The sequence below is a fragment of the Streptomyces sp. NPDC001970 genome (assembly GCF_053594115.1).
In genome coordinates, this window is the sequence record NZ_JBSFDW010000027.1 from 86,950 (window position 1) to 107,874 (window position 20,925).

General features: G+C 67.7%; 24 protein-coding genes. 16 read left to right on the forward strand and 8 right to left on the reverse strand.

Annotated elements, in window-relative coordinates; genetic code table 11:
* Positions 1-106 precede the first annotated feature (106 nt).
* From ACWCP0_RS28395 to ACWCP0_RS28410, 4 genes are all read right to left on the reverse strand, one after another.
* On the reverse strand, positions 107-517 hold the full coding sequence (locus ACWCP0_RS28395; RefSeq protein WP_351232719.1) for an SRPBCC family protein: 411 nt from the start codon (positions 515-517) through the stop codon (positions 107-109).
* Positions 518-635: 118 nt separating this feature from the next.
* Positions 636-971 carry an ArsR/SmtB family transcription factor gene (locus ACWCP0_RS28400; protein ID WP_351232717.1) on the reverse strand — a complete coding sequence of 112 codons (336 nt, stop codon included), beginning with the start codon at positions 969-971 and terminating at the stop codon, positions 636-638.
* Positions 968-1,432, reverse strand: coding sequence for an SRPBCC family protein (locus tag ACWCP0_RS28405; RefSeq protein ID WP_351232715.1), 465 nt, complete (start codon positions 1,430-1,432; stop codon positions 968-970). The genes ACWCP0_RS28400 and ACWCP0_RS28405 overlap by 4 nt, the downstream gene beginning before the upstream one ends.
* A gap of 100 nt (positions 1,433-1,532) precedes the next feature.
* Positions 1,533-1,769, reverse strand: coding sequence for a hypothetical protein (locus ACWCP0_RS28410; RefSeq protein WP_451081615.1), 237 nt, complete (start codon positions 1,767-1,769; stop codon positions 1,533-1,535).
* A gap of 133 nt (positions 1,770-1,902) precedes the next feature.
* On the opposite strand from ACWCP0_RS28410, the gene ACWCP0_RS28415 reads away from it, so the two are divergent.
* Positions 1,903-2,925: an IS110 family transposase gene (locus ACWCP0_RS28415; RefSeq protein ID WP_451081616.1), complete on the forward strand. Its 1,023-nt coding sequence runs from the start codon at positions 1,903-1,905 to the stop codon at positions 2,923-2,925.
* A 438-nt stretch (positions 2,926-3,363) separates the two neighbouring features.
* Here ACWCP0_RS28415 and ACWCP0_RS28420 read toward each other — a convergent pair whose 3' ends face one another.
* Positions 3,364-4,176: an acyl-CoA dehydrogenase family protein gene (locus ACWCP0_RS28420; RefSeq protein ID WP_451081617.1), complete on the reverse strand. Its 813-nt coding sequence runs from the start codon at positions 4,174-4,176 to the stop codon at positions 3,364-3,366.
* Positions 4,177-4,378: 202 nt separating this feature from the next.
* Between ACWCP0_RS28420 and ACWCP0_RS28425 the strand changes: the two genes are divergently transcribed.
* The 12 genes from ACWCP0_RS28425 (at position 4,379) to ACWCP0_RS28480 (ending at position 16,434) form a co-directional block, all read left to right on the forward strand.
* The gene (locus ACWCP0_RS28425; protein WP_451081618.1) at positions 4,379-5,329 is read left to right on the forward strand and encodes an alpha/beta fold hydrolase; all 951 of its coding nucleotides are present in this window, start codon (positions 4,379-4,381) and stop codon (positions 5,327-5,329) included.
* A gap of 119 nt (positions 5,330-5,448) precedes the next feature.
* Complete coding sequence (locus tag ACWCP0_RS28430; protein ID WP_451081619.1) at positions 5,449-5,769, forward strand: hypothetical protein; 321 nt, start codon at positions 5,449-5,451, stop codon at positions 5,767-5,769.
* 43 nt (positions 5,770-5,812) lie between these two features.
* Entirely contained in the window at positions 5,813-6,691 is an 879-nt protein-coding gene (locus tag ACWCP0_RS28435; RefSeq protein ID WP_451081620.1) for a fumarylacetoacetate hydrolase family protein, read from the forward strand.
* Positions 6,688-7,647, forward strand: a complete 960-nt coding sequence (locus ACWCP0_RS28440; protein ID WP_451081621.1) for a VOC family protein — start codon at positions 6,688-6,690, stop codon at positions 7,645-7,647. Before ACWCP0_RS28435 ends, ACWCP0_RS28440 begins: the two co-directional genes overlap by 4 nt.
* Positions 7,644-8,000, forward strand: coding sequence for a VOC family protein (locus ACWCP0_RS28445; RefSeq protein WP_451081622.1), 357 nt, complete (start codon positions 7,644-7,646; stop codon positions 7,998-8,000). Before ACWCP0_RS28440 ends, ACWCP0_RS28445 begins: the two co-directional genes overlap by 4 nt.
* A gap of 79 nt (positions 8,001-8,079) precedes the next feature.
* On the forward strand, positions 8,080-9,717 hold the full coding sequence (locus tag ACWCP0_RS28450) for a long-chain fatty acid--CoA ligase (RefSeq protein ID WP_451081623.1): 1,638 nt from the start codon (positions 8,080-8,082) through the stop codon (positions 9,715-9,717).
* 214 nt (positions 9,718-9,931) lie between these two features.
* Positions 9,932-11,182: an ABC transporter substrate-binding protein gene (locus ACWCP0_RS28455; protein WP_451081624.1), complete on the forward strand. Its 1,251-nt coding sequence runs from the start codon at positions 9,932-9,934 to the stop codon at positions 11,180-11,182.
* Positions 11,183-11,252: 70 nt separating this feature from the next.
* Positions 11,253-14,060 carry an ABC transporter permease subunit gene (locus tag ACWCP0_RS28460; protein ID WP_451081625.1) on the forward strand — a complete coding sequence of 936 codons (2,808 nt, stop codon included), beginning with the start codon at positions 11,253-11,255 and terminating at the stop codon, positions 14,058-14,060.
* Positions 14,057-14,770 carry an ABC transporter ATP-binding protein gene (locus ACWCP0_RS28465; protein WP_451081626.1) on the forward strand — a complete coding sequence of 238 codons (714 nt, stop codon included), beginning with the start codon at positions 14,057-14,059 and terminating at the stop codon, positions 14,768-14,770. Before ACWCP0_RS28460 ends, ACWCP0_RS28465 begins: the two co-directional genes overlap by 4 nt.
* 161 nt (positions 14,771-14,931) lie before the next feature.
* Positions 14,932-15,285: a flavin reductase family protein gene (locus ACWCP0_RS28470; protein WP_451081627.1), complete on the forward strand. Its 354-nt coding sequence runs from the start codon at positions 14,932-14,934 to the stop codon at positions 15,283-15,285.
* Entirely contained in the window at positions 15,282-15,653 is a 372-nt protein-coding gene (locus ACWCP0_RS28475; protein WP_451081628.1) for a DoxX family protein, read from the forward strand. Before ACWCP0_RS28470 ends, ACWCP0_RS28475 begins: the two co-directional genes overlap by 4 nt.
* Positions 15,654-16,215: 562 nt before the next feature.
* Positions 16,216-16,434 carry a DUF6059 family protein gene (locus ACWCP0_RS28480; RefSeq protein ID WP_451081629.1) on the forward strand — a complete coding sequence of 73 codons (219 nt, stop codon included), beginning with the start codon at positions 16,216-16,218 and terminating at the stop codon, positions 16,432-16,434.
* 597 nt (positions 16,435-17,031) lie between these two features.
* Here ACWCP0_RS28480 and ACWCP0_RS28485 read toward each other — a convergent pair.
* Positions 17,032-17,607, reverse strand: a complete 576-nt coding sequence (locus ACWCP0_RS28485; RefSeq protein ID WP_451081630.1) for a helix-turn-helix domain-containing protein — start codon at positions 17,605-17,607, stop codon at positions 17,032-17,034.
* A gap of 72 nt (positions 17,608-17,679) precedes the next feature.
* Between ACWCP0_RS28485 and ACWCP0_RS28490 the strand changes: the two genes are divergently transcribed.
* The 3 genes from ACWCP0_RS28490 to ACWCP0_RS28500 all read left to right on the forward strand — a co-directional run bounded on the left by ACWCP0_RS28490 (position 17,680) and on the right by ACWCP0_RS28500 (position 18,847).
* The gene (locus tag ACWCP0_RS28490) at positions 17,680-17,859 is read left to right on the forward strand and encodes an NAD(P)-binding protein (RefSeq protein ID WP_451081631.1); all 180 of its coding nucleotides are present in this window, start codon (positions 17,680-17,682) and stop codon (positions 17,857-17,859) included.
* A 122-nt stretch (positions 17,860-17,981) separates the two neighbouring features.
* Positions 17,982-18,473 (forward strand): FAD-dependent oxidoreductase, encoded by a 492-nt coding sequence (locus tag ACWCP0_RS28495; RefSeq protein WP_451081632.1) that lies wholly within the window; start codon positions 17,982-17,984, stop codon positions 18,471-18,473.
* Between the two features lie 2 nt (positions 18,474-18,475).
* Positions 18,476-18,847 carry an FAD-dependent monooxygenase gene (locus tag ACWCP0_RS28500; protein ID WP_451081657.1) on the forward strand — a complete coding sequence of 124 codons (372 nt, stop codon included), beginning with the start codon at positions 18,476-18,478 and terminating at the stop codon, positions 18,845-18,847.
* A gap of 373 nt (positions 18,848-19,220) precedes the next feature.
* Here the strand turns inward: ACWCP0_RS28500 and ACWCP0_RS28505 are convergent, their stop codons facing one another.
* Both ACWCP0_RS28505 and ACWCP0_RS28510 read right to left on the reverse strand, forming a co-directional pair.
* Positions 19,221-19,826, reverse strand: a complete 606-nt coding sequence (locus ACWCP0_RS28505; RefSeq protein ID WP_451081633.1) for a VOC family protein — start codon at positions 19,824-19,826, stop codon at positions 19,221-19,223.
* 177 nt (positions 19,827-20,003) lie between these two features.
* Positions 20,004-20,903, reverse strand: a complete 900-nt coding sequence (locus tag ACWCP0_RS28510; RefSeq protein ID WP_451081634.1) for a fumarylacetoacetate hydrolase family protein — start codon at positions 20,901-20,903, stop codon at positions 20,004-20,006.
* Positions 20,904-20,925 lie beyond the last annotated feature (22 nt).

Consider the following 20,925-nt stretch of genomic DNA (forward strand, 5'->3'; position numbering starts at 1 on the left):
AAAATTACCCCCTGCCCCCCCGGTGATCCCCATTGCCGTTTGGCCGGGGGGATGTGCTGCTCCAAATTGGGCACCCCCACTTCCGCCAGGACATGACGGGCAAGGTCTAGTGCCAGTTGCTGATCTTGACGTCGTGCGGCGCCGGCTCACCCTTGCCGGTTTCGACCAGCTTCTTGAGGCTCATCAGGAAAGTCGCCCACTTGGTGCTGCAGTGGTACATGAACTCCACCGGCTCCTTCCAGCCTTCGTGCCGGAACAACACGATCGTGAAGCCGTCCTCCTGCTTGAGCTCGAAGCGGATCTGCGTGCCGATCCACTCCTCGGGACCGTCGACGACCTCCCAGAGCACGCGCTCGGCGGGCTGAGCCTCCAGGACCTTCATGTCGAACCCGCCGGGCTCGAAGCGGAACCGGATTACTCCCCCGACATTGCCGTCGCCGTCCGTGTCCTCCGTCCACCAGCTCGCCAGCCCATCGACCGTGGTCAAAGCTGCGTAGACAGCGTCGGGAGACGACATGACTCCGATCCTGTGCAGGATGTCCACCATCTCGATACCTCATTCTCGTGTAAGCGCCCGCATTCGGGCGCGGTTCATCAGCGCCGCCACGGATGCGGCGACGTTCGTTCGTGAGGTGTCAGCCCTCCTGGCTGCGCTGGATTGTTTCGGCGATCTGCTTGATGCGACGCAGCCGGGCGTCCCATGTGGCCCCGACCGACGACAACTGCGCGACCGCGCGGGCGAGCTGGGCCTCGTCCACCTCGTAGAGGCGCTCGCGTCCGGATGGCGTGACGTGGACCAGCCCGACCCGGCCGAGTACGCCGAGGTGTTTGGCGACCGCCTGCCGTGTGACCGGCAACTGCTCGCTCAGCGTGGTTGCCGTCCCGCCGCCCGCCAGCAGCAGGTCGAGCATCCGCCGCCGGACGGGGTCCCCCACCGCCGACCAGAGCTCGTCGTCGATGGTGACGCTCATGGCGTCGACACCAGCCGAGCGACATACGTGACGAGGCGGGGCAGGAAGTAGTCCCAGCCGGTGACGTGCTCGCGGTACTGCTCCTCGAGCACGGCCGCCTCCCAGCCCTTCTCCCGGAACCCCTCCTCGGTGAAGCGCAGCAGCGTGCCCGCACCCGACGGGACCAGCTCGAAGGTCACCAGGAGCGAGTTGGCCGACGTCGCGGCCTCACCCTCGTCGTACACCCACCGGAAGGAGAACCGCCGGGGCGGGTCGGCCTCCACCACCGTGACTGGTGCGACCTGCGCCTCCGGCGTAGTCCTGTCGCCAAACGAGATGACCCCGGTGGCGCCGGGCACCGGCTCGAGTTCTGCTTCGTCCGGCCACCACTCCCGCAGGTGTTCGGGCTTGCTGATGACCTCGTAGACCACCTCGGGCGTGGCCTCGACGTGGATCTCCCGCTCGATGCTGCCGTACTCCATCCCACTCCCCTCCTCGTGCAACCTTTGGTTGCGTATTACCGTATGGCATTCCTCCAGCATGCGCAACCATTGGCTGCTCTAAGGATTCCCCAGCAGCAGATCAACCATCTGCGTCGCCGCGCCGTCGCTGCTCCTCATACTCGACACGCGCCTCGATGGCCGCCTCGCGAATCTGGTCCAGCGCGACCCCGCCGCGCTGGACCCGCATCCAGGGCGTCCGAACAGCGAGCGCGACACCCTTGCGCACGCCGGGTGCCGGAACAAGTCGGACTCGGTGAGGCGGTCCTGGCGCGTCCGCACCGGAGCCCGATGCGAACGCGGCCACCTCGTCGAACACCCCGAGCTCATCGCCGCCTGATCAGAACTCAACAGATCCACAGGTCTTGATGCGATGAAGGGGCGGGGCCTTTGCCCCCGCGGGGCGGGTACATACCCGGTGTTCACGTTCGTCATGGCGAAGGAGGCCTCTGATGAGCGAGTACGACGGACATCAGTACGTCGGCATCGACCTGCATCGCAGGCGCTCCGTGATCGTGCGTCAGACCGCGGACGGCACGCAGCTGAGCGCAGTGCGTATCGCCAACGACCCTGTCGCGCTGGGCCTGCAGATCGAGCAGGCCGGCAGTCGCCCGGACGTGGTCGTGGAGGCTACCTACGGCTGGTACTGGGCAGTTGACGTGCTTCAGGCCGCCGGGGCCGAAGTCCACCTGGCCCACCCGTTGGGTGTGAAGGGCTTCGCCTACCGGCGCGTCAAGAACGAAAGCAAGGACGCCTCAGACCTCGCCGACCTGCTGCGCATGGGGCGCCTTCCGGAGTCCTGGATCGCCCCGCCCGACCTGAGGGAGTTGCGCGAACTGGTCCGCTACCGGGCCAAACTGGTGGCTCTGCGCAGTGGACTGAAGGCCCAGGTGCACGCGGTGCTCGCGAAGGCCGGGGTCCTCATCGCCGTCTCCGACTTGTTCGGGACCGACGGCCGCCGCCGGTTGGGGCAGACCACGCTGTCCGGTGCCTACGCCCAGCGCGTGGTCTCGCTGCTGAAGCTGATCGACATCCTCGACGCCGAGGAAGCCGTCTTCAACACCCGGATCGCCGAGCGGCTTCGTGGCCACGCCGGCTGTGGGGCCATCCGGTGCCTGCCCGACATCGGACCGGTCCTGGCCGCCGTGCTGGTCGCCGAGATCGGCGACGTGCACCGGTTCCCCTCCGCCGACCGGTTGTGCTCCTGGGCCGGACTGACCCCGCGCCACTACGAATCCGACACCGTCGTGCGCCGCGGGCACGTCACCAAGCAGGGCAGCAAGCTCGTGCGCTGGGCCGTCGTGGAGGCCATCCAATGCGCCACCACACCCAAGATCGCCGAAGACCGGGCACGGATCGAGGCCCGCCGCGGCAGGAACATCGCGAAGGTCGCCGCGGCCCGCAAACTGCTCACGCTGGTCTACTACGGGCTGCGCGACGGACACATCCGCGCCCTGGCCCGCCAGGCCGCGTGAGCAGCTCGGTGGCGGCAGGCGCGCGGCCGGGCAATTGTCTGGCCCCTCAACGGCGCGGCCGTGGATTTGATTGGCCCCGCCTGCCCCACGTCGTATCGCTCCATGCGGCCCAGCGTCGCGAAGGAATGACCGGCAGCCGAGTACGGCCCTGCCCTCCCGCATCGCGGGCTGGAGAACAGCGACACCCACAACAGCATGCTCACACCTCCTCGGACCACACTCCCGGCCACGAGTCGGTCAGCCTTGCCCGATACCGCCAACAACCAGCAGAAACACCACCGTTGACAGAACCCGCCCCTTCAGGAATGACAATTACTCGCCGTCTCCTTCACGCGACGTTGCTCGACACCTCGAAGCGTGAAGAACGGCCGTCCTAACTGTCTCAGGAAGACGCCAAGATCAGCAGGTCAGGTGACCTGGCGAGGCTAAACAGAAAGCTCAGTCGCGGATCCCGACGACGCCCACACCCGCGCCCTGCAGGTCGCCCATGTCCTCGCGGAGGTCGTTGAACGGCTCGGGGAAGACAGCGGCCGCCACAAGCAGTTCGTAGCGACGACGCGGTGGGTCCTGAGGGAGATGGGCCGGTGGTGAGCGGTGCAGGATCGCGGTGGCGCCGGGTGGTTCGGGGAGCATGAGGTGGTCGGGCAGGAACACGGTGTCGGCGACGAGGGTGTTGCTTCCTGTGGCGGTCAGGCCGGCTACGTACCAGGTGTCTTTGATCGTCAGTGCGGTCATCGGCAGGCATGCGGCGCCTGTTTTCGGGCCGTCGTCGTCACCGTCGATGCGGACGGCGAGGATGGCCTGGTCGGCGTGGAGGCAGCCTGATGCGAACCCCCACGAGCCGGTGACGAGGTATCCGCTGTCCACCCGCTGCGCCTGACCGCCCAGGCTGTTGACGCCACACGCCACAGGCAGACGCGTCGAGCCGCCGAACACCTCCTCGATGCCCTGCTCGGGCAGGAGCGCCAAGAGCCCGGTTGCTCCGGACAGGACACTGCGGACCCATGCTGTCGAGGTGCAGCCATGGGCGAGTGCCGCTGATATCTCCATTTCGCTGAGCATGTCGATTCCACCACCGCCCAGGTGAGGCGGCAGTTGCGTGTGGACGAACCCCGCCTCGGCCAGCTCCGCCACGGTCTCGTCGGTCAGCCGCCGGTCGGACTCAGCCTGAGCTTGCCGCTCGACGAGCCCCGGGGCCATCCGGGCGGCTGCTGACTTGAGGTCCTCGGCGGTGGGTGCGCTGGTGCTCACGAAACCCTCCTCGGGTGCTTGACCGGATAACGCCTTGTCCATCGGTCGGAAACAGGTGCGTAAGAGTATTGACGCACTTGAAAAATTGGTGCAACCATTCCGGCACCCGCAACCGCGGACCGGTCGAGGCCCCCTCCCACACGATCAGCGTTCGGACAGCACGGGCCACCGGAAGCCATGACCCGAGGAGACAAGAGACCCGATGGGCAGCAAACTCGTCGAAGAGATCGTCAAGGCCACCGAGCCGAGCGCAGAGTTCCGCAGCATCTGGACCGATCTGCGCAACGTGGCGTTCGAGCAGGGCTGGCTCGACGTCAAGGGCACGAAGATCCGCTACCTGCGTTCCGGAGCCGGTAAACCACGGAAGATCATCATGCTGCCGGGCACCGGCGGTCACGCGGAGACCTTCGCGCCGAACCTCGGTCCCCTGGGTGAGCAGTTCGAGTGCTGGGCCATCGACATACCCGGCTGTGGCTACAGCGACAAGCCTGACGTTCCCTCATACGACAGTCGGTACATCGCCGCGTTCCTGAAGGACATGGCCGAGGTGATCGGCGCCGAACAGGTCGACCTGGTCGGTTGTTCGGTCGGCTCGTGGGCGGCCCTCCAGGCTGCGCACCTCTACCCGGAACTGGTGCGTCGGTTGATCATCGTTTCGCCGGGCGGCGGCCCGGTGCCCGACGAGAACGACGAGTGGTACGAGTTCTGGAACCTGCCCGACATCGTCGGCACGATGGGCGGCAGCGAAGGCGAGGCCCGCCGAGACATCGTCAAGCACCCGACGTGGGAAGCAGCCGAGACCATCCTCACCGGTCTCATGCCCGACCGGCGCCGGCTGCCCGACGACATGATCGCGTCGAGGCTCGACGTCAACCGCCAGCCCGGCGCCGCCGACGTATACCCGAAGGTGAACTGGTGGGTCGACTACGACCTGCGCCAGGCCAACGGCCTCACCCGCGACGACCTCCGCAACATCCAGCAACCCGTCCTGGGCATGTGCGAACTCGACGACCGGGTCCTCGTCATCATCCAGGCCATGTTCGAGGCCCTACCCGACAGCAAGCTCTACCGCCTCGAAGGCGTCGGCCACTGGCCTCAGTACGAAACACCCGACCAGTTCAACACCTGGGCACTCGAACACCTCACGGCGTGACCGCGACGACCACCACCGCGCCGAACCGACCAGCTTGACTGCAATCCCGTTCCGACCGGCCTGCTCGCCTGATGACGGGCAGGCCGCTATCCCGATCAATTACACAGGAGGTAAGGATCATGACCACCGGAAGCGACGTTGAGGGTATCTGGGAGTTCGTCGCGCAAACGCCCAGGGGGCCGCAGCGGTGCACCTTGTCCGTGCTGGCGGACGGCGACCGCTTCACCGGGACGGTGAATGGCGACTTCGGCGAGCTCGAGGTGACCGACGGGCAGATCGAGGACGGCCCGGTCCCGGTTCTGCGCTGGGCGATGAAGCTCAAGGATCCTCTTCCCCTCACCGTCAAGTGCAACGTCGAACTGGCCGGCGACGAACTCAAGGGCACGATCACCGCCTTCGGCATCGGTAGCTTCCCGGTGGTCGGCGGGCGGGCCTCCTGAAGCGCTTCGCGAGCCCCTGTCCCCTCGAGTAGAGACGGTTTCCATGAAGCTAGCTTCCTACGTCCGGTCCGGTGCCCCGTCCTACGGGATCTACACCGATGCGGGACTCGTCGACATCGGTCAGCGTCCCGATCGCCCCGCGGAAACTCTGAAAGACGCCCTGGGCGAGCTGAGCGCCTTGGCGGCGTTCTCCACGCAGGCGCCCACCATCGGCCTCGACGAGGTCGAGTTCCTGCCACCCGTCTGGAACTCCGACCGCATCATCTGCGCCGGCCTGAACTACAAGGAACACATCCGGGAGCTCGGCTTTCCCGAGCCTGAGGTGCCGATGCTGTTCGTGCGGTTCGCCGACAGCCTGGTCGGCCACGGTCAGCCGATCGTAAGACCTACCGCTTCCGTGGAGTTTGACTTCGAGGGCGAACTCGCAGTCGTCATCGGAGTCGGCGGCCGCCACATCGCCGCGGACCGGGCATCGCACCACATCGCGGGATACTCGTGCTTCAACGACGGCTCGTTGCGGGACTTCCAAACGCGTGGCATGCAGTTCCTGCCCGGCAAGAGCTTCTGGCGGTCGGGGGCGTTCGGCCCGTGGCTGGTCACGCCGGACGAGGCCGGCGATATCAGCCAGGCGAGCCTTGTGACCACGGTCAATGGCGTCGAGAAGCAGCGTGCCAGGCTCGATGACCTTCTTTTCGGTGTCGACCGCCTTATCGAGTTCATCTCCACCTTCATGCCGCTGCGGCCAGGAGACATCATTGCGACCGGCACGCCCGGCGGCGTCGCGGCGGCCGGCAGACCCCCCACATGGCTGGTGCCCGGCGACCTCGTCGAGATCGCCATCGACGGCATCGGGGTACTGCGCAACACGGTCACCGACGAATCCCCGATGCACACTCACCACAGCACGGAGTCGACGCCATGACAAAGACAGATCCCCGCGTGAAGATCTTCGATGTCCTCTTTCCCCGGCTCGCCGTTCCCGACCTGGGTTTGGCAGAGGAGTTCCTGAGCGCACTCGGCCTGGTCACGGTGGAGCGGACCGAGCGTCAGCTGTTCCTGCGCGGTACCGGCTCCGCCAACCACATCTATGTGGCGGAGCTCGGCGAGCCGCGGTTCATCGGTATGGCGTTCACCGTCACCGACGAGGAGGACCTGCATCGGCTGGCCAAGCTGCCGGAGGCCAGCGCCGTACACGAGCTGGACGAACCAGGCGGTGGGCGCCGGGTGACGCTGACCGAGCCGAACGGCTACCAGATCGAGGTCATACACGGAATGGCGCCCCGCGAGCCGCTGGTGGTCCCGCCGCTGCTGTCCAACTCAGCGCTGGTGCCGGCGCAGCGCATCGGTGTCGGACCCTGGGGCCCCGATCAGCCGCCGCACGCCTGGCGGTTCGGCCACGCCGTGCAGAAGACGGAGAAGTTCGCCGAAACCACGGCGTGGTACCAGAATACCCTCGGCCTGGTGCCGTCGGAGTTCGGCGACGACGGCGAGGGCGAGATCAACGGCGTCTTCTTCTGCCCCGACGGCGGCGAGCGCTGGGTCGACCACCACTGCCTGCAGATCGCCGCGATCCCGCAATCGGGATGGCACCACGTCTCCTTCGAGGTGCAGAACTGGAGCGAGGTGTTCGAAGGCGCCGCTTACCTCGCCAAGCAGGGCCGCTACAAGGTGTGGGGAAGCCCGCAGCGTCACCTCGTCGGCGGCCAGGTGGGCATCTACGTCTCCGATCCGTGGGGACGGCTGCACGAGTTCTGGTCCGACGGCGACCGGGTCGACAACACGCACAAGCCGCGCACCTGGAAGATGGCAGACATGATCGACGGTCCACTCTGGGGCGAGGCGCCTGACTTCGAATTCTTTATGCAGGTGGCGCAATGACCGCCAGGCCGGCATTCAACCACGTGGGGATCTTCGTCCGTGAACTCGCGCCGATGATGTCGTTCTACCGCGACGCACTCGGCATGGTGGTCACCGACCGCGGCAAGACGTTCGACCGTGACGTCGCGTTCCTCAGCTCCGATTCCGCACACCACCACCAACTCGTGCTTGCGGAGGGGCGTGGCCAGGGGTACGTGAGCCAGCCACACGCCGAACGGCTCGACCTGGACATGTCCCACGAAGAGATCTGGGCGGCCACCGATGCTATGTGCCGCCAAGATCCGACGTTCAAGTCGATGCAGGCGTGGGACGACGAACTGGCGCTGGCCACAGGTCGTCAGCTGCAGGCCTGACGTAGGTTCCTCGTCCCGGCGCGGTTGGGACGACGCACATGTCCACCACCAGGGGTCACGAACGGAAAGGTTCCGCGACATGCGCAGCACGATGATGGACAACCCACTGCAGGTCTCGCGGCTTCTGGAGCACGGCCGTACAGTACACGGCGCTTCCGAGGTCGTGACCTGGACCGCCGAAGGAGCCCGCCGGGCCACCTTCGCCGAGGTCGGCTCCCAGGCGGCGAGGCTGGCACATGCCCTACGGACCGACCTCGGCGTCACCGGGGATGAGCGGGTCGCCACGCTCATGTGGAACAACGCCGAGCACATGGTCGCCTATCTGGCCGTCCCCAGCATGGGGGCAGTCCTGCACACGCTGAACCCGCGCCTGTTCCCCGAGCAGTTGGCCTACATCGTCAACCACGCCGAGGACCGGGTGATCATTGTCGACTCGACCCTGATCCCGCTGCTCGCTAACGTGCTGCCGCAGCTGACCACGCTGCACCACGTCATCGTCGTCGGCGATGGCGACACGAACAACCTCGTCCGCGACGGACTGACGGTGCACCGCTACGACCACCTGATAGCTGGGAAGTCCGATCACTTCCCATGGCCCGAGGCAGACGAGCGCGACGCCGCGGCTCTGTGCTACACGTCCGGCACCACCGGCGACCCGAAGGGCGTCGCCTACAGCCACCGCTCCATCTACCTGCACTCAATGCAGATCTGCTTGGCGGAGGCGTTCGGCATCGGCCCAGCGAGCAAGGTGCTTGCCGTGGTGCCGATGTTCCACGCGATGGCGTGGGGCCTGCCGTACGCCGCCTTCATGTCGGGCGGATCGCTGCTGATGCCTGACCGGTTTCTGCAGGGGGCCCCACTCGCGGCAATGATTGCCGCGGAGCGGCCCACGCTGGCTGGCGCGGTGCCGACGATCTGGACCGACCTGCTCGCCCACCTCGACGCGAATCCGACCGATGTCTCGTCGATGAAAGAGGTGATCGTGGGTGGGTCGGCCTGTCCACCCTCGCTCATGCACGCCTTCTCCGAGCGCTACGGCGTCGAGGTCATCCACGCCTGGGGCATGACCGAGACGTCGCCGCTGGGCTCGGTTGCGCGCGCCCCGGCCGGGTTGGCCGGTCCCGAGGCATGGGCTTACCGCTATACACAGGGCCGCGTGCCGGCGAGCGTCGAAGCCCGCATCGTCGGCCCGGCAGGCGAGGTCATGCCCGCGGACGGTAAGGCCGTCGGCGAACTCGAGGTACGTGGCCCGTGGGTCACTGGTACGTACGTCGGGGACAGCGAGCCGGACCCGGAGAAGTTCCACGACGGTTGGCTGCGCACCGGCGACGTGGGCAGCCTGTCACCCAACGGATATCTGACCCTCACCGACAGGGCAAAGGACGTCATCAAGTCCGGCGGTGAGTGGATCAGTTCGGTGGAGCTGGAAAACCTGCTCATGGGACACCCGGCGGTGTTGGAGGCGTGCGTCGTAGGCGTGCCCGACGAGCGCTGGGGTGAGCGTCCACTCGCGACGGTCGTGCTCCACGACGGGGCGACGGCGACCGCCGCCGTGCTACGCGACTACCTCGCCGGCTCGATTGCGCGCTGGCAACTGCCGGAGCGGTGGGCCTTCATCGAGGCCGTTCCGAAGACCTCGGTGGGCAAGTTCGACAAGAAGCGGGTGCGGGCACAGCACGCCGATGGCTCAATCACTGTCATCACCGTGTCCTCGTGACCCCGAGTCAGCCAGCCGAACACCTCGGGTAGGCATCGAGGCCGATGCAAGCAGGCGGGCACCAGCTCAAGCTCGTGCGGCCTTCGACGGGACCCCGCGCCCGACATCCGCCAGCTACCTCTTCACCACTGACTTGGCGTCCTCGGGTCGCCGCCGGCGGCTCGGCATTCGCAGGAGAGTCACCACCAGCACCCCCGCAGAAAGAGGTACCACAATGACTCAGCAGAGGCGCGGCAAAGCCGCCAGTCGGGCGGCCATCGTGGTCGCGGCGTCCGTCGCGCTCACCATGACCGGATGTGCCAGCAGCGACGACACCGGCAACACCGACCGCGCTGCTGCGGCGATCGCCGCAGTCCCAGCCTCCTTCGCCGGCAAGGCCGCCACCGGCAGTCCGGTCAAGATCGGGCTGCTCAACCCTGAAGGAAGCGCCGCCGCCAACTTCCCGGAAAGCCGCGTTGCAGCCGAAGCGGTGGTCGCCTACGCCAACGAACACCTGGGCGGACTCGCCGGACACAAAATCGAACTGGTCCGCTGCGATCTCGTCGCGGAGGACCCGTCCACGATGACCGCCTGCGCGAATCAGATGGTTCAGGACCAGGTCGCCGCCGTCGTCGCGACCACGGGTGGCAACGGGGAACTCATGGCTCCCATCATCACCAAGGCCGGCATCGCCTACACGAACTTCCAGGGCACCAGCGCCACCGAGTTCTCCGGGCCGAACGCCTTCTTGTGGAACGGCGGCGTCGCCGCCACGACCCTAAATATGGCGAAGTTCGCCGCGAAGGCCGGGGTGAAGAACATAACCATGTACGTCACAGCGGTCGGTGACATTCCCGCGCATATCGGGGCGGCCACGCCGATCCTCAAGGCGATGGGCGTTGACAGCAAGATCGTCCCGATTCCGCCAGGCTCGCCGGACGTCACTGGCCAGGTCCAGGCGGGCCTGAAGGACAAACCAGGTGCGATCACCGTCCTCGGTGACGTCTCGACCTGTATCGCCACACTCAAGGGTCTGAAGCTCCTTAACGCGGACGTCGATCGCTACCTCACCCAGAAGTGCGCGGACCCCGCGGTTTACGAAGCCGTGCCGGATGCCCTCGACGGCGCGTACCTGTTCACCACCGCGGAGGGGACCAGCGATCACGATGAGGCCAAGATCTACCGCGCCGTGATGGCCAAGTACGCCCCCGCCGATGCGAACCTCGGTGGCAACGCCACCGCCGGCTACCAGACCATGCTGGCCATCACCCGGATGGTCAACGCCGGCATCGGCACCAATGAGCCGACTGCGCCCAACATCATCGCCGCGCTCAAGGCGGCCAAGGCAGTCCCGCTTCCCGTCGGCCACGGAATCACGCTGACCTGCGATGGCAAGGCCCTCCCCAAGCTGCCCAACGTCTGCTCGGTCGGGGGCCTCGTCGGCGAGATCAAGCAGGGAACGGCCAACAAGTTCAACGTTCTTTAGTGACCGAGCCAGGACCGGACGAATGGTTCGTCCGGTCCCGGCTCGAATCCGTCAGGCAAAGGAAGCGCACATGACCGCCCATTTCACCTTCCTCCTGCTCGGCCTGGGTAGCGGCGCGGTCTATGCCGCGCTCGCGATGGGCCTTGTTGTCACCTTCCGCAGCTCCGGCGTAGTGAACCTCAGCACCGGCGCGATCGCGCTCTACATCGCCTACACCTTCGCCTACCTCCGTCGCGGTGAGCTGATCAGTCCGATTCCATTCACGCCGACAACGGTCGACCTCGGTGGGCCGATGGCCGTCCTGCCGGCGATGATCCTGGCTCTCGCGATCGCGGTCGTGCTGGGGCTCGCGCTCTACGGGCTGGTGTTTCGCCCGCTGCGTTCGGCTTCCCCGGTGGCCAAGGCGGTGGCCAGCATCGGCCTCATGCTCATGATCCAGAGCCTGCTGTCCGCTCGACTGGGCAACAGCCCGGCGATCGTCCGGTCCATCCTGCCCTCTGGAACCATCACGGTAGGCGGCACCAACCTCGCCGAGGACCGGCTCTGGTTCGCCGGCATCATCGTCGTGGTGGGCCTGGCGCTTGGCGCGTTGGTGCGGTTCACCCGGTTCGGCCTCGCCACCCGCGCGGTTGCGGAGTCCGAGCGGGGCGCACTGGTCAGCGGGCTCTCCCCGGATCGGATCGCCGCCGTGAACTGGGCGCTGTCCGCGGTGGTGGCCGGCCTGGCGGGCATCCTGATCGCACCGATCGTGGCGCCCTCTCCCAGCGCGTACACGCTGTTCATCGTGCCGGCGCTGGCCGCTGCCCTGGTCGGCGGCCTGGCCCGGCTCGGCCCCGCGATCGCCGCCGGCCTGGCGATCGGAATGCTGCAGTCCGAGGCGGCCAACCTCCAGGCCACGGTCCCGCACTTTCCGAAATCCGGCGTCGACACCCTCGTTCCGCTCTTCCTGATCCTCGCGGTGCTGCTCTTCCGCGGCGGGAGCATCCCGCAACGCGCTTCGATCGCCCAGCAGTCCCTGGGGCGGGCGCCGCTGCCGCGCAATCTTCCGCTGGCGGTCGGGATCGGCGTTGTCGTCGGGCTGGTCGCGCTGCTGACCACCAGTGGGAACTGGCGAGCAGCCGTCATCACCTCGATGGTCCTCGGCATTCTCGCTCTGTCCTATGTAGTTGTGACGGGGTACGCCGGGCAGGTCTCCCTCGCCCAGCTGGCCCTGGCCGGTTGCTCGGCCTTCCTGCTGGCTCGGCTCGCCACCGACCTGCACATCCCCTTCCCCCTCGCGCCGCTGCTCGCTGCGTCGGCCGTGACGGTCCTGGGCGTCATAATCGGCCTCCCGGCAATGCGGCTGCGTGGACTCCCGGTAGCCGCTGTCACACTCGCCTTCGCCGCGGCGGCGGAGATGATCTGGTTCCAGAACCCGCAGATCAACGGCGGCACCGCGGGCGCTCCGATCGGTGCTCCTAGTCTCTTCGGCCTTGACCTCGGTATCGGCGAGGGCATGGCCTACCCGCGAATGGCGTTCGGTGTCATGGTCCTCGCCGTGCTCGCGATCACCGGCACCGGGGTCGCGTTGCTGCGCCGTAGCCGGCTCGGCGCGTCGATGCTGGCCGTACGAACCAACGAGCGCTCGGCCGCCGCCTCCGGCATCGACGTGCGCCGAGTGAAGATCGCCGCTTTCGCCATCGGCGCCTTCATCGCCGGCTGGGGTGGCGCACTGATGGGCTACCAGCAGCAGGTGGCCTCCGCATCTACGTACGCGACGCTCACCGGTGTCGCGGTGTTTGCCGCCGTATGCCTGGCCGGGGTCACCTCGGTATTCGGTGGCCTGGCCGCCGGCGTGGCCGGCACTGGTGGCCTGTTCTACTACGCGCTCACCAACTGGATCGACCTGCATCAGTATTGGGCGGTCATCAGCGGACTGGCGCTGGTACTGACCGTTATCAAGTACCCAGAGGGAATGACCGGTCCGATCCAGGAACTCCTACGGCGTCGGCATAACCGGCACAAGGCCCCGGTCAGCGACGACGAGGTGATGTCCACGGCTCGTGCGGTTGACGAGCGTACCGCGCACCCGATCGGCGAGACGATTCTCCAGGTGGACTCGGTCGCGGTCCGATACGGCGGTGTAGTCGCCGTCGATGACGTCAGCCTCACGGTCCGCGACGGCGAGATCCTCGGAATCATCGGCCCCAACGGCGCGGGCAAGACCACCCTGCTCGACGCCCTGGGCGGCTTCGTCGGCAACGCCTCCGGCGTGGTCGCGCTCGACGGTGTGAGCCTCGATGGCCGGCCGGCCTTCCAGCGGGTCCGCGCCGGGCTTGGTCGCACCTTCCAGGCGGTGGAGCTCTACGAGGACCTCACCGTCGAGGAGAACGTCACGGTGGGCACCGTCGGCACCGGCGCCCGTCGACCACTACGTCGACCAGAACTTCGCGCGATCTTCGATGTGCTCGGCCTATCCGTCGTCGCCGACCGCCCAGTCTCGGAACTCTCCCACGGACAGCGGCAACTGGTCTCCGTCGCCCGGGCGTTGGCCACCAGACCACGAGTGCTTCTCCTCGACGAGCCCGCCGCCGGCCTCGACTCAACCGAGAGCCTCTGGCTCGGCGAGCGGCTCAAGGCGGTCCGCGACGCCGGCACCACCATCGTGATGATCGATCACGACATGGGCCTCGTCCTCCAGACCTGCGACCGGATCGTCGTACTCGACCGAGGCAAGAAGATCGCCGACGGCAGCCCCGAGGAGGTCCGCAACGACCCGGCCGTGATCACGGCGTATCTCGGCGCCACCCACGACGGCGCTCAGCCAGTCCCAGCCCAACCCGCGCCACGCCAACCGGACCGGCCTACCATCCCTGCAAGCCATGAGGTCGTGAAATGAGCGCCACCCCCGCACTCGAGGTCACCGCCCTGGCCGCCGGCTACGTCGGCAGCCCGGTGATCCGGGATCTCTCATTCGCCCTCGCCCCCGGCGAGGTGCTCTGCCTGCTCGGCCCCAACGGCGCCGGCAAGACCACAACCCTGCTAGCACTGTCCGGGCTCCTTGCGCGGTCGGCCGGCACCGTCACAGTGAACGGCGTCGCGTTGCCCGCCGGCCGACCCCGTACGGCCGCCCGGGCCGGCCTGGCATTCGTGCCCGACGACCGGTCGCTCTTCCGCACCCTCACGGTCGCGGAGAACCTCGCCCTGGCCGCCACCTCGAAAAGCCGGATCGCCGACGTGCTCGACCTCTTCCCCCTGCTCAGAGAGCGGCTCAACGTGCACGCCGGGCTGCTGTCGGGCGGTGAGCAACAGCAACTCGCGTTGGGTCGGGCCTTGGTCCAGGACCCAAAAGTGCTGATGGTCGACGAACTTTCGATGGGACTGGCGCCCGTCATCGTCGAGCACCTGCTACCGGTGATCCGACAGGTCGCCGACGAGACCGGCACCGCGGTCATCCTCGTCGAGCAGCACTTCCGGCTTGCGCTGGGCATCAGCGACCAGGCGATCGTGCTCGCCCACGGCGCCGAGGTCCTTCGTGGTGCGCCAAGCGAACTGCTGGCCAAGCCCGAACAGATCGAGGCGGCCTACCTGGGCGGCAAGGCGGCCTGAAACGGCAGAGAGAAAGAGAACTGAACAGCTGCAGGAGCGAGCGGCGTCCTGCCGCACGCCAGCGGTAACTCGACGATCGATGAGGCCTGTCCGCCACAGCGCCATGCACGGGACGCGCGGCCAGGCTACCCGGGACCGCAACGAAGGTGAGGCAACGCAGTATGAGCAACAGTGCTCGGGCGGCCGGGCGCCCTCCTGAGCCGGCAGAGTTCCGGGCCGCACTGGCGCACTGTCCGACCGGCGTGGCAGTGGTGACCACTTACCTGCCCGGCACCAGACGGGTCGGCATGGTCGTCGGGACCTTCACCTCGGTTTCGCTCGACCCCACACTGGTTGGTTGGCCGGCTACTCAAGTTCTCCAGATCGGTCGCCGCCTTGGCAATGGCCGAGTGAGAACGCGCACCACACGCCCGGCGGCACAATTCACCCCTTCACCTGGCTCGTCATGGTCCTCGCCTGAGAGGGCGACAGGCCTCAATGGGCTTCTCAACGATTACGGAGACGATGAACGATGAATGTCCTCACCTGGGTGCTGCAGGCCCTCATGGCCGCTCTGTTCCTGGTCCATGGGGCGCTAATGATAGCGCCGCCCGAGTGGCTCGTGCGCCGGATGCGCGAGCGGGGCCGCGAGCCCAGCTGGCCCCACAGCCTGCTCGTCTTCACCGGCATCGCCGAGGTGTTGGCCGCGGTCGGCCTGATCCTTCCCGCGGCCACCGGGATCCTTCCCGTCCTGACCCCGCTGGCCGCTGTAGGCCTGGCGATCGTGATGGTGGGCGGCACCGTCTACCACCTGCAGCGGCGCGAGGGCTCGCTCGCGACGGTGGTCCTTGGCCTGATCTGCGTGGCAATCGCGGTCCTTCGCTGGACTGTGGTCCCGCTGTGACGAGGAGGCGCAGTGCGCCGGCATCGCCACAATGGTCCGCCACCAGATAGCCGTGCAGGTGGCATAAACCGACCGGCACCTCGATCCCACGGCGCACAAGACCGCACCCTCAACCCAGCCGGGTTTCCGAACGACACAGGGCGCAGCGCGACCCGCTGACGCTCGGGCCTGGCCTGGATATCCGGAGCAGCCCTGTTCTCCGCGCGTCGCCTGACCTCAATCCGTTTCCGTGCATCCGCTGCATGCTTGGAGGCCGGGACGCGGGTGAGGAGAACTTGCAACGTGCGGATCTCGTCGGCACCGCGTACGCCGGGCCCGGCAAGACCGACGAGGACCTCGCCGACGCCGTCGCCGCCGGGGTGGACCGCATCCACGTCGAGTCGCCGGCCGAGCTGCGACGACTCGGCGCGCTGGCGGTCTCCGCAGGCACGTCGGCCCGGGTGCTGCTCCGGGTGAACCTGCCAACTTGCAGTCGCGGTCTCGGATCAGGAGCCGGAACACGTGTGCCCGCTCACCGAGGTCGACGATCAGTACGTGACACGAGGTACGTGAGATGAGATACGTGAGCAGAGCACTGCGCGAGGTCTACTCCTCGCTGACCGCCGCGGGGTGGGTCTGGATCGGATTCCCCCCGATGGGGCCACCGCAGCCCATGGCCGCGCCGCGACTGGAAGAACCACCACAGGGCCATCCGGAGCGGCTCTGTCCGGACGTTCCACTGACCAGTACCGAACGCGCGCTCCAACGACAGCTCGTCACACCGATCGAGGAGAGGGAGTGAAGGAGATTCGTCGCCTGGACCGGGTGATCATGCGCTTCGCGGGTGATTCCGGTGACGGTATGGCCAGGTCGTCGTCCCCGAAATGAACCTCGGCCGGGGAACGACAGCTGGACCGTCGTCGGCTGACCGGCGGTCCAGCGCCGTGCGAGCCGCGGTCGAGGGACGCGTCCGCGAGTGGTGTGTCCGCGCTCGTACCGGGGGCGCGAACGACGAAGACGAAGGGTTACGCACCGTGCCGCACCGATCAAGCCCTGCTCCGACCCGGGTTTCGGGCGATCTCCAGGTGGGGGTGCGGGCCTTCTACGCGGCCCAGCTCCCGCTCCTCGAAGACCGCGGCATAGAGGAGTTCGCCGCGATGACCGGGGCGATCCCTTACGTCGGCGACAAGGTGTTCCGGCAGTGGTTCGACGAGTTCGTGATCGAGCAGGTGAGCGAGGACGAGATCAGCGTGGTCTTCCGCTCGCCGAGGAACCGTTCACGACTGGGCCACAAGGTGCGCTACGCGCTGAGCCACCCGCAGCGCGTGGTGCCGTATCTGCGACGGGCCGGCCGGGACGGGTGGCTGCGGCTGCGGCACCGCGGGAGTCATATCGCGTACTACCGGCCGGTGATGGCATCGGACACCGCGTCCACGTGGAAGAAGTCGGTGGCCAGCAGCCGGTGCGCCTGGGTGCGGAGGAAGCGTCTCCAACTGGTGTCCACACCGCGCGGCGCCGGTCCTGTCCGGGTGCGGGCCAGGATCCGGCGGATCGTGCCGGCACCGACCCGATACCCGAGGCCAACCAGCTCGCCTTGGATGCGGCGGTGTCCCCAGCTCGGGTTCTCCCGAGCATGCCGCAGGACCAGATCCCGGACGTCGGCGCTGATCGGCGGCCGACCTGGCCGGATCGGGTAGGTGCACCGGCGTTGGACCAGACGGCGGTGCCAAGCCAGCAGCGTGGCCGGTGTAACAAGGCGATGCTGGCGTAGCCTGCCGGGGAGGAGCCGCGCCAGCGCGGACAGCACCGCCCGGTCCGGCCAGGAGGGTCGCGGCCGGCCGACCTGCCGGCGCAGCACGGCGATCTCGTGCCGCAGGACCAGCAGCTCCGCGGTCTTGGCTGCGTCGCTGCGCGACAGCCGCGCAAGCCAGCCGAACACCTGAACCATGATCAGATACAGCAGCCGGGACAGCATCGTCCAAGCACGCGTCCGATGGGCGAAGCCCCAGCTCACAACCCGTACGACGAGTTATGGCACGGCATAGGTATGCGAACGATCGTGATCGACGGCGGAGTCGCAGGATCTGCTGTCGCGCTGGCGTTGCGGCACATCGGTGCCGAGGTGACCGTCTACGAGGCGTACGAGGATCCGGCCGGCGACGTCGGCTCGTTCGTCAGCCTGGCCAGCAACGGGGTGCGGGGGGCCTGGACGCACTCGGCTGCCTAAAACAGGTCCAGGTCGCTGGAGTCGACATCCCCAGGCAGCGGATGTGGTCGGCCGGTGGCCACCTGCTAGGTGACGTCCCACGCGGCAGGCGCAGCAGCGACCCGCTGCACAACATCACGCTGATGCGCGGCCGGCTCGTGACGGCCCTGCGGCAAGCGGCCCGCGACGCTGGGGCGAAGATCGTGACCGGTGAACGCCTCGTCGACGTAACCGAGACGCCAGAGGCGGTAACCGCACAGTTCGCCGGCACGGGGCGAGACAGTGCCGACCTGCTCGTGGCCGCCGACGGCATCTGGTCGACCGTACGCGGGTTGCTCGACCCGGCGGCGCCCCGCCCTCAGTACGCCGGTCTCTACGCGATCTCAGGCATCTCCCACATGGAGCGCGCGGAGCCTGGAGTGTTCAACCTGACCTTCGCCCGCAACGGCGCGTTCATCCACCTGGCCGCACACGACGGCGAGGTGTGGTGGTCAGCGCAGATCGCCGACCCGGTCGAGCCGGACCTCGACGTGTCAGCGACGCGGACTGGCTGCTCCGCACCGCCGACCTGTATCGCGACGAGGTTGTGCCATCGGCGGTCATCGCGGCCACCACCCGGCTGCACCCGGCCGTGATCATGCACGCGGTCGACCCGATCCCGACCTGGCACAGCAACCGCATCGTCTTGGTCGGCGCCGCCGCCCACCCCGGCGGCGCAGGACAGGGCGCCTCGCTGGCCATCGAAGACGCCCTCGCCCTCGCCGCTGCGCTCCAGGCCGAGCCCACCACCACCGCGGCGCTGGAGACATACGATGCCGAACGGCGCCCGCGCGTCGTCAAGCTCCTCGGCACCGCAGAGGACAACCGCGGCGTCAAGAAGGTCGGCCCGGTCAAACGACGCCAACAGGCGCTGCTAATGGGCGTGTTCGTGCCGCTGTTCTACGAAAAGGCCACCGCGTGGCTGTACAGCTACGAACCCAGCCGACCCCGCGACCACCGGCAGCGTTGACCTCGCCTCGTCCCCCGGGCACCGTAGCTTCACCAGCAACCCAAGGCTCCACATGGGAAAAATCACCCAGATGACAGTCCCGGTTTCTCGTGAGGCCACTTGGGTTCGCGGGAACTGACGGAATTTTGCCAGAACAGCGCGGGCTCCTCCAGCGACCAGCGGCGCAGGCTTTCGTAGTCGCGAGCGCCGGCTCTCCCCCGCTCGTCGAGCCACCGGGCGAAGTCCCCGACCCGTGAAGCCTCCCAGGTTCCTTCCGGCGGCGTCCAGAGGACCCGCGGTCGCGTGCCGGCTGGAGCATCCCGGCCCTCGCCCGAGAGCGTCTGCGGCGCGGCGTGCCGCGTGACGTCGGACATCGTCCTCCTGCCTCCCGTCGCTACTCGGGGAGGCCGGACTTCATGAGCTCGGCGAGGAACTCGGCGTGCCGAGGATGCGGCATGAGGATCTCCGACTCCGGCTCACCGGACTCCACGCGGGCGCACAGCGCCTCGGGGTCGATGAAGACACCGAGAGGGTTGACGTCGAACAGCCCCGTCGAGAACCACGTGTTCAGCTCTGCCGCGGACTTGAACGCACCGACGCTCAGCTCGATCTGGTTGTCGTCGGGGTCCCGGTAGTACAGGGACGTTGCCACGCCGTGGTTGATGCAGCGTTCGGGGACGATGCCCTTCGCCTTGAGGTCGCGGTAGTGGCCGGTCAGCTCCTTGAGCGAACCGACCTCGAAGGCGGCGTGGTCCATCCCGGTCGTCTTCCTCGTCGACGGCACGGCTCCCTGGGTGGGCAGGATCGCCAGCCGGTCCTGCGACTCGTCCCACGTCAGAAAGATGATCAGCGGGTGTCTCATGACGACCTGCATGCCGAGCACGGTGCAGTACCAGTCGACGAGGGCGTCGGGTTGTGCGGTGCGCAGCACGATGTGGGCGTACTCGGCGGGCCGGAAGCCACCGCGAGCTTGCGGAACGTGCGCTTCGACGTTGGTCATCGTGGTACCTCTCTGGTTCGTCGGACGTGATGGGTCGACAGGTAGGCCGGTGTGCTCCTGCGTGGGGCGTCAGCGGGGAACGTGACCGGTGCACAGACGGAGAACGAGATTGCCAGGGTGAGCCCGACGGGACCGGCCCCGACCACGACGACCCCTGGGCCGCCGTCGGTCGGGTACTCACTGCTCACGGTCATGCTCGTCGACCTCCTTGTCGTCACCGCCGGTCGGCTCGTTCTCGACCCGGTTGCGCAGCACGCCGACGCCGGAGACCGCGATCTCCACGCGGTCCCCGGCGCGTAGCCACGTGCTCGTGAGGGCCCCGATCCCGGCCGGCGAGCCGGTGAGGACGACGTCCCCCGGCTGGAGCGCGAAGACGGTCGAGATGTAGGAGACCAGCTCGGCGTGGCTGAAGATCAGGTCGCCCGGTTCCAGACGCTGACGCACCTCGCCGTTGACCCGCGTCTCCAGGGTCAGCGAGGAAGGGTCGGGCACGTCGGAGCTGGTGGTGATCCACGGGCCGAAGGCTGCGCTCGCGGGGAAGTTCTTCCCGGCGGTGACCTGGTTGGAGTGCGTCTGGAAGTCCCGGACACTCCCGTCGTTGTAGCAGGCGTACCCGGCGACACAGTCCATGGCCCGGTCGGGAGCGACACGCCGACCGGACCGGCCGATGACGAGGGCGATCTCGCCCTCGTAGTCCAGGCACGGTGACACCGCGGGCACCAGGACGGCGGCTTCGTGCCCGACGTGGCTGAGCGGGCTGCGCATGAACAAGCGGGGGTACCGGTGGTAGTCACCCGGCTGCCGGCGCATGAGGGAAGCTGTCTCCTCGAAGTGGCTCTTCGTGTTGAGCCCCACTCCGATGACATGGGTGGGGTTGGTGACGGGTGGCAGCCACGTCACGTCGTCGAACGACCAGTCGGCCGGCGCGTCAGCGAACCGTTCGAGGGCGTCGACGCCTCGGGCGAGAGCGGTCCTCAGGTCCGGGGCGCTCGTGCGTTCGGACACGTCGACCAGACCCGACGGCGCGACGATGCCGAAGCGGTCCTTGCCGGCGGCGCGGAAGCTCGCAAGGCGCATGTCCGTCTCCGTATCCCGCTGT